Annotated in this window: 9 protein-coding genes; 8 read left to right on the forward strand and 1 reads right to left on the reverse strand. The window is 39.3% G+C overall.

Features of this window, described 5'->3' with window-relative positions:
• The first annotated feature begins 54 nt into the window (after positions 1 to 54).
• Both ESP02_RS07105 and ESP02_RS07110 read left to right on the forward strand, forming a co-directional pair.
• A complete protein-coding gene (locus ESP02_RS07105; RefSeq protein WP_002372808.1) occupies positions 55 to 252 on the forward strand; it encodes a hypothetical protein in 198 nt (65 codons plus the stop codon).
• Positions 253 to 402: 150 nt separating this feature from the next.
• Positions 403 to 888: a gamma carbonic anhydrase family protein gene (locus ESP02_RS07110; RefSeq protein ID WP_002310223.1), complete on the forward strand. Its 486-nt coding sequence runs from the start codon at positions 403 to 405 to the stop codon at positions 886 to 888.
• Positions 889 to 992: 104 nt separating this feature from the next.
• Here the strand turns inward: ESP02_RS07110 and clpP are convergent, their stop codons facing one another.
• The gene (gene clpP, locus ESP02_RS07115) at positions 993 to 1,586 is read right to left on the reverse strand and encodes an ATP-dependent Clp endopeptidase proteolytic subunit ClpP (protein WP_002289402.1); all 594 of its coding nucleotides are present in this window, start codon (positions 1,584 to 1,586) and stop codon (positions 993 to 995) included.
• Between the two features lie 179 nt (positions 1,587 to 1,765).
• Between clpP and ESP02_RS07120 the strand changes: the two genes are divergently transcribed.
• From ESP02_RS07120 to glnA, 6 genes are all read left to right on the forward strand, one after another.
• The gene (locus tag ESP02_RS07120) at positions 1,766 to 2,293 is read left to right on the forward strand and encodes a hypothetical protein (protein WP_002289403.1); all 528 of its coding nucleotides are present in this window, start codon (positions 1,766 to 1,768) and stop codon (positions 2,291 to 2,293) included.
• A gap of 90 nt (positions 2,294 to 2,383) precedes the next feature.
• Positions 2,384 to 3,121 carry a glycerophosphodiester phosphodiesterase gene (locus ESP02_RS07125; protein ID WP_002290344.1) on the forward strand — a complete coding sequence of 246 codons (738 nt, stop codon included), beginning with the start codon at positions 2,384 to 2,386 and terminating at the stop codon, positions 3,119 to 3,121.
• Between the two features lie 3 nt (positions 3,122 to 3,124).
• Positions 3,125 to 4,042 (forward strand): tRNA (adenosine(37)-N6)-dimethylallyltransferase MiaA, encoded by a 918-nt coding sequence (miaA, locus tag ESP02_RS07130; RefSeq protein WP_002372806.1) that lies wholly within the window; start codon positions 3,125 to 3,127, stop codon positions 4,040 to 4,042.
• Position 4,043: 1 nt separating this feature from the next.
• Positions 4,044 to 5,273: a GTPase HflX gene (gene hflX / locus ESP02_RS07135; RefSeq protein ID WP_002372802.1), complete on the forward strand. Its 1,230-nt coding sequence runs from the start codon at positions 4,044 to 4,046 to the stop codon at positions 5,271 to 5,273.
• A 229-nt stretch (positions 5,274 to 5,502) separates the two neighbouring features.
• Complete coding sequence (locus ESP02_RS07140) at positions 5,503 to 5,895, forward strand: MerR family transcriptional regulator (RefSeq protein ID WP_002290339.1); 393 nt, start codon at positions 5,503 to 5,505, stop codon at positions 5,893 to 5,895.
• Between the two features lie 27 nt (positions 5,896 to 5,922).
• The gene (gene glnA / locus ESP02_RS07145) at positions 5,923 to 7,263 is read left to right on the forward strand and encodes a type I glutamate--ammonia ligase (RefSeq protein ID WP_002287001.1); all 1,341 of its coding nucleotides are present in this window, start codon (positions 5,923 to 5,925) and stop codon (positions 7,261 to 7,263) included.
• The last annotated feature ends 266 nt before the right edge of the window (positions 7,264 to 7,529 follow it).

The following is a 7,529-nucleotide window of genomic DNA, read 5'->3' on the forward strand; positions in this document are numbered from 1 at the left end:
CTCCTTTCTTGATAATGGTAAAGTAAGGTTATCAAAAAAAGTGAGGGCACGGAGATGGAACAGTTTTTAAATGAAAAAATCACTGAAGCCAAAAGAGAAATTGATCGTTTAACGCACGTCTGTCAGACAAAACCATTTGATTCAGCTGATTTTTTTGAAAATGAGTTTCAAATCGAACGCTTGGCAGCACAAATCGAAGTGTACGAATTAGTTTTGAAGAAAGTAATAGAAGAAAATATAGAGGTACAATAAACAGGTAAAACGTCAGTTTACCAGATAGCGCAAATAGGCATCTGGACTGAGCAGGTTTTACCTGTTTTTTTCTTATAAAATAAATATATGCTATGATACATTTATTCAATAGGATTAGTTTCTACAAAAAAACGAAAGGAGAAAATAGAGATGGAACGGTTTATAGCATCAAATGCTACAGTGATTGGTGACGTGACATTGTCAGAAGATGTGACGATCTGGTATCAAGCAGTTTTACGCGGGGACAGTAATTGGATAAAAGTAGGACAAAGAACGAATATCCAAGATGGTACAATCGTCCATGTCGATCATGATGCACCTGTAGATATTGCTGAGAATGTGACGGTAGGACATCAGTGTATGCTACACGGCTGTACAATCGAAAAAGGGGCGCTGATCGGGATGGGAACCACGATATTGAATCATGCGGTTATTGGTGAGAATAGTTTGATTGGTGCTGGATCATTAGTAACAGAAGGAAAAGTTATTCCTCCTAATGTCTTGGCTTTTGGTCGTCCAGCTAAAGTGATCCGACCTTTGACAAAAGAAGAAATACAAAAAAACAAAGAAAATATCCAGCATTATGTCGAAATAGGTCGGATGCATGCGCAAGGAAAATTCAAGGAGCAAAGATAGGCAGTAGCATCCATAAAAATAAAAAAAGGATGGTCAGTTTGAGCTGGCCATCCTTTTTTATTTGGTTTAGATAAGAAGGCTTAAAAAGCTTCCTTTGAAACAGATTAATTTAATGAAGAACTGTTTTCCATGACTTCATCAATCAATCCATATGCTTTTGCTTGTTCAGCTGTCATATAGTTGTCACGGTCTGTATCTTTTTCAATCACTTCAAGCGGTTGGCCAGTGCGTTCAGCTAAAATTTTGTTTAAGCGTTCGCGTGTTTGTAAAATATGACGTGCCGCAATTTCGATTTCAGTTGCTTGACCTTGAGCGCCGCCAAGAGGTTGATGGATCATGATCTCAGCATTTGGTAAAGCAAATCGTTTCCCTTTTGTACCAGCTGTCAGCAAGAAGCTTCCCATTGAAGCAGCCATACCCATAACGATTGTTTGGACATCAGCTTTGACAAAGTTCATTGTGTCGTAGATAGCCATACCTGCTGTAACTGAACCACCAGGAGAATTGATATAAAGATAGATATCTTTTTCAGAATCTTGAGCATCTAAGAAAAGCAATTGGGCGATGATCGAATTAGCAAGATCATCAGTTACTTGGCCGCTTAACATGATGATACGGTCTTTCAATAAACGTGAGTAGATATCGTAAGCTCTTTCGCCTCGTGATGATTGTTCAATGACTGTAGGAATTAAATTCATAATAGAGTTCCTCCTTGGTTTCGTTTAGAAATAGTGTACCATAATTTAGTTTCTAATACCTAAAAAGTAGTATACATTTTTGGTCAAAAAAGGTCAAATAAAAAACTTAGGCAAATTAGTCGCATAAACCTGCTTTATGGTATGATAAGCAGAGAAGCAAAACAAGGAGGAACAACAGATTGATAGTTGGTATTACAGGTCTTATCGGCGTGTTGACGGGTGCTGTAGTTGTCTATATCGGCATGATACTGCAAATGCGTCACTTGGAAAATAAAGAACAGCGTAGACGTGAATTGGAATTGAAAGTCAAAGAAATCGAGACGCTGAACCAATTAAATAAAAAGATCAACGAGATCTTGCAAAAAAGGACGACGCTGATGGAAGAATATGTCAGCTTTGATGCATTCGATGATTGTTATATCACGATTGACGATTTTGCGTATCTCCAATCATTTTCAGCGCAGAATAGTTTTTATCTGCCAAATTATATTTTAGATGAGCTGTTTAAGAACATCTCCCATCGAAAAGTGATTTTATCTCCAGATGAAACAATGAAGATTGGTGGATATGCTTATAAAGGCGGACGCGTGATTTTAGAGAATTTTACGGATAGTTTGACTGAAATGATCAATGAAAAAAAAGCACAGTTGAAGACTATGACGCGCCAGCCGATTGGTTTCTTCTCGAAAGATGATGTTTGGAGCTGATATTTTGAAGCATTGCCGTTGCACATGAGAGCGTGGTAATGCTTTCTTTTTTTCTTAATGATACAATAGAACTGAACGGAGTGAAGAAAGATGTTACAAATCTATGCTCATCGCGGAAGCAGCGGTACCCACCCAGAAAATACGCTTCCTGCATTTGCAGAAGCTGTACGAGTAGGTGCAGATGGTATCGAACTAGATGTTCATCTAAGCAAAGACGGTTATTTGATCGTTATGCATGACGAAGAAGTGGATCGGACGACTAACGGTAAAGGGCTGATTCGAGAAAAAACATTGGAAGAACTCAAAAAATTGAATGCAGGAGGCAAATTCAGCAAAGAATTTCCAGCAGCTAAAGTCCCTGAATTGAAAGAAGTTTTAGGACTGCTTCTCCAAAAAAATTACCGAGGGATGCTAATGATCGAAATTAAAACTGATCAGTATGAATATCCCGGTATCGAAGAAAAATTAGCCGAAACATTAAAAAGCAGAGATTGGCCTTTTCAACATGCATATTGCAGCTTTCATTTGGCTTCTTTGGAAAAAATCGCGTTATTGGAACCAGAGATACAGCTGGACTTATTGATGAGTACTTCTGATAAAAAGATCCAACTAGCAGCAGAAACCCCTTATATAGAAGGAGTACATCCAAAAAATACTTGGTTGTTCGAACATCCAGTCCAGGCAGCTGATTTTCCAAAAGCAATTCGTGCATGGACGATCAACGATGAAGAAGAAATGGCCAAATGTCAAGAACTAAAAATAGATGGAATAATAACTGATTTTCCGGAGAAAGCTCTTCGGTGGAAACAATCAACGAAAAGTAGGTAAAATATGGAAAAAGTATTAGTGATCGTCGGTCCGACAGCAGTCGGTAAAACAGCGCTAAGTGTGGAACTCGCACAACTATTTGGGGGAGAGATCATCAGCGGTGATTCATTGCAAATCTATAAAAATCTGGATATCGGTACAGCAAAAATCAAAGAAGAAGAGATGAATGATGTTCCGCATCATTTGATTGATGTGATCGAACCTACTCAACATTACTCAGCCGCTGATTTTCAGCGTTCAGGTCGACAATTGATTACTGAGATTGCGAACCGAGAGCATCTACCTATCATAGCTGGCGGAACGGGTCTGTATATCCAATCTCTTCTATACGATTACCAGTTAGGGGCGACAGAAGAAGCGAATCCTGAGATTAGAAAAAAGTATGAAACGTTAGCCGAGACAATTGGTTCCCAAGCGTTATGGAATCAGTTGAAAGAAAAAGACCCGGCAGCTGCTGAGAAAATCCACTGGAACAATCAACGCAAAGTGATAAGAGCTCTGGAAGTTTTGGAGACGACAGGGCATAGTATCACGGCACCTAAAGAAGAGCCAAAGCGATTATATGATTACCTCATGATTGGGTTAGATACGAAGCGTGATGTCTTGTATGATCGAATCAATCACAGAGTCGATTTGATGCTAGCAGAAGGCTTGGTAGCAGAAGCACGTATGGTATATGAGCTTGGAGAAGTCCAAGCCAGTCAAGGGATTGGATATAAAGAATTTTTCCCTTATTTTGAAGGGAAAGAAACATTGGAAGAAGCAACAGAACAAGTCAAACTACATTCGAGAAGATACGCGAAACGTCAGTTAACGTGGTTTCGTAACCGTTTGGATGCACAGTGGTTTGATCTTATAAGTGAGCCAAATCAAAAAAGTCAGATTGAGCAAACAATCAAAAAATGGCTGGAGGCGGAATAAAATGGAAGAAAAAGTAATCATCGTAGGGGTAGAAACCGAAGCAAACCAGCGTTACTTTACAGAGTCAATGGAAGAGCTAGTTCAGCTGACGAACACCGCATCAGGAGAAGTCGTATTCACAATTACACAGAAGAGACCACAAGTAGATCGGCAAACGATTATCGGGAAAGGGAAATTACAAGAATTAGTTCAACAAGCAGATGCGCATGAAGCGGATTTGATCATCTTTAATCATGAACTGACTCCGAGACAGAGTCAACTGATTACGGATGCTGTTGGTCTTCCGGTGATTGATCGAGTACAGCTGATTCTAGATATTTTTGCGATGCGTGCTCGTTCGAAAGAAGGAAAGCTGCAAGTTGAACTTGCCCAGTTAGAATATCTTCTGCCTCGTTTAGTAGGGCAAGGGAAAACATTGTCTCGTCTTGGTGGTGGGATTGGAACAAGAGGACCAGGTGAAACAAAGTTAGAAACAGACCGCCGACATATACGGAATAAAATTTTTGCTGTTAAGAAAGAATTGAAAGAAGTAGAAGCCCATCGAGAGCGCAACCGTCAAAAAAGAAAAAACAGTGAGATTTTTCAGATTGGTCTTATAGGCTACACGAATGCTGGAAAATCAACCATCTTGAATTTATTGACACAAGCGGATACTTATTCAAAAGATCAGTTGTTTGCAACGTTAGATCCATTGACTAAAAGATGGCGTTTTGCTGAAGGATTTGAGATTACAGTAACAGATACCGTCGGGTTCATCCAAGATCTGCCTACGCAACTGATTGATGCTTTCCATTCTACACTAGAAGAAAGTCAGAATATGGATCTTTTGTTGCATGTAGTCGATGCCAGTTCTCCAGATCGCATTTTACAGGAGCAGACTGTACTAAAATTGATGGATGAATTGAATATGAAAGAAATGCCGATACTGACTGTTTACAATAAGGCAGACCAGATTGATCCGGCGATGTTTACGCCCACCTTATTCCCTAATGTCTTGATTTCTGCTCAAACGAAAGAAGGGAAGACGGCATTGATCGAAGCAATCAAGCGTCAACTGATGGAACTGATGACACCTTATACACTGTCTGTGCCAAGCAATGAAGGACAGAAATTAAGTGAGTTAAGAAGACAAACGATGGTTTTGGACGAAGCCTACATGGAAGAATCAAACGAGTATGAAGTGAGAGGATTTGCAAAAAATGATTCAAAATGGTTAAGAAAAAGCAAATAAAATTTTGTTTTTTTACAATAAAAATCACTGGGAAAGAATAGCATAGTACAATAAAAGTAAAAGGTATCTGGTACGAAAATCAACTAGATACCTTTTTTTGCGTTCATATTTTTTTGTTATTTTATAAAAAAATAGAGATCTCATGTTAGAAAACCTAACATATGCAGTTGACAATATTTTTTTTAATTGGTACACTTTAGCCAACTTATAAAACGAAAGGGGACGTCTGATGGGAGAAAAGGAATTGCGCCGATCTATGTCCGTATTTCCAATTGGTACAGTTATGAAGCTGACTGATTTGTCTGCTCGGCAAATTCGCTACTATGAAGAACAAGATTTAGTTCATCCGGAACGAAGCGAAGGAAATCGCCGCATGTATTCGTTGAATGATATCGATATGCTGCTTGAGATCAAAGATTATCTTTCAGACGGGTTAAACATGGCTGGAATCAAACGTGTATACGAAATGGCACAGGCGAAAAAACAAGAAGCAAAAAGCAAGAAGCCGTTGACAGATCATGACGTTCGACAAATTTTTCGTGATGAGATTTTGGCGCAAGGTGGGTTAAGCAAAACAGGTCATTATCAGTCGCAAGGATTACAAAGACAATTCTTTGACTGAATAAATTAAAAAAGGAAGAGGGATACCATGGTAAAGAAACAGATAACAGGTGAAGAGATCAAACGAATCATTGAGGAAGAAAACGTACGATTTTTACGATTGATGTTCACAGACATCTTAGGTACGATTAAAAATGTAGAAGTTCCAGTGAGCCAGATTGACAAAGTGTTAGAAAACAAAATGATGTTTGACGGTTCTTCGATTGAAGGATTTGTTCGAATTGAAGAAAGCGATATGTATTTGTATCCAGATCTCTCCACTTGGATGATCTTCCCATGGGAAAGTGCTCATGGAAAAGTTGCTCGTTTAATTTGTGATATCTATAATCCAGATGGGACACCATTTGCCGGCGATCCTCGTGGGAATTTGAAACGAGCATTGAAAGACATGCGCGACCTTGGTTTTACCTCTTTCAATTTGGGACCTGAACCAGAATTCTTCTTATTTAAATTAGACGAAGACGGTGGGATCACAACGACCTTGAATGATAAAGGTGGTTATTTTGATTTTGCACCAACAGATTTAGGTGAAAATTGCCGCCGTGACATCGTGTTGGAATTAGAAAGCTTAGGCTTTGAAGTGGAAGCTTCACATCATGAAGTAGCGCCAGGACAGCATGAAATTGACTTCAAATATGCGGATGTAGTAGATGCTTGTGATAATATCCAAACCTTCAAGCTCGTTGTCAAAACGATTGCACGCAAGCACGGACTTCACGCAACTTTCATGCCGAAACCGTTATTTGGAATCAATGGTTCTGGTATGCATTGCAATATGTCTTTGTTCAATGATGAAGGAAATGTCTTCTATGATAAAGACGGTGAATTGGAACTTAGTGAAACAGCGTATCATTTCTTAGGCGGTTTGCTGAAACATGCTCGTGCCTATACAGCCGTTTGCAATCCAACAGTCAATTCTTATAAACGTCTCGTTCCAGGTTATGAAGCGCCTGTTTATGTCGCATGGAGCGGTCGTAATCGTTCGCCATTAGTACGTGTACCAGAATCTCGCGGTTTGTCCACACGTTTGGAATTGCGTTCAGTTGATCCATCTGCAAACCCATACTTGGCAATGGCAGTATTGTTGCAAGCAGGACTAGACGGTATCCGTAATCAGATCACACCGCCAGCCGCTGTTGACCGTAACATTTATGTAATGGATGAGGAAGAAAGAGAAGCTGCACATATCCAAGACTTACCTTCAACTATCCATAATGCTATCAAGGAATTACGTAAGGATAATGTAATGATTGACGCATTAGGACAACATATCTTCTCAAATTTTGTTGAAGCAAAACGTCTCGAATGGGCGGCATTCAGACAAACTGTTTCCGAGTGGGAAAGAGAACAATATCTAGAACTTTATTAAAACAGGAATAACGTGAATTAGAGGTTGTGAAATCAGCGTCTTGAGCTAATAACCGAGGGTCAGCTGATTGAACACCTTTTACCAAGAGGTTGTGAAAAAGACGTTTAGTTTCGAGTATTAAGAAAAATTTTGTGGAAATGGTTCCTCACATTTTTGCATAAATTTGGCTTAATACCGAGAAACTGGCTTTTGAACACCGTTTATCAAGAGGTCGTAAGCCTGCCGTTTAACTCTAAGTCACAAGGAATAATTTCAAAAACAGCTGC

Origin of the sequence: Enterococcus sp. NBRC 3427 (genome assembly GCF_007996925.1) — a bacterium.
Classification (GTDB): domain Bacteria; phylum Bacillota; class Bacilli; order Lactobacillales; family Enterococcaceae; genus Enterococcus_B; species Enterococcus_B lactis.

Excerpts from the sequence above, each read along its gene's own strand:
- ESP02_RS07140 (WP_002290339.1), top strand. The coding sequence starts at position 5,503 with ATGGGAGAAAAGGAATTGCGCCGATCTATGTCCGTATTTCCAATTGGT.
- ESP02_RS07110 (WP_002310223.1), top strand. The coding sequence starts at position 403 with ATGGAACGGTTTATAGCATCAAATGCTACAGTGATTGGTGACGTGACA.
- hflX (WP_002372802.1), top strand. The coding sequence starts at position 4,044 with ATGGAAGAAAAAGTAATCATCGTAGGGGTAGAAACCGAAGCAAACCAG.
- clpP (WP_002289402.1), bottom strand. The coding sequence starts at position 1,586 with ATGAATTTAATTCCTACAGTCATTGAACAATCATCACGAGGCGAAAGA.
- glnA (WP_002287001.1), top strand. The coding sequence starts at position 5,923 with ATGGTAAAGAAACAGATAACAGGTGAAGAGATCAAACGAATCATTGAG.
- ESP02_RS07125 (WP_002290344.1), top strand. The coding sequence starts at position 2,384 with ATGTTACAAATCTATGCTCATCGCGGAAGCAGCGGTACCCACCCAGAA.
- ESP02_RS07105 (WP_002372808.1), top strand. The coding sequence starts at position 55 with ATGGAACAGTTTTTAAATGAAAAAATCACTGAAGCCAAAAGAGAAATT.
- miaA (WP_002372806.1), top strand. The coding sequence starts at position 3,125 with ATGGAAAAAGTATTAGTGATCGTCGGTCCGACAGCAGTCGGTAAAACA.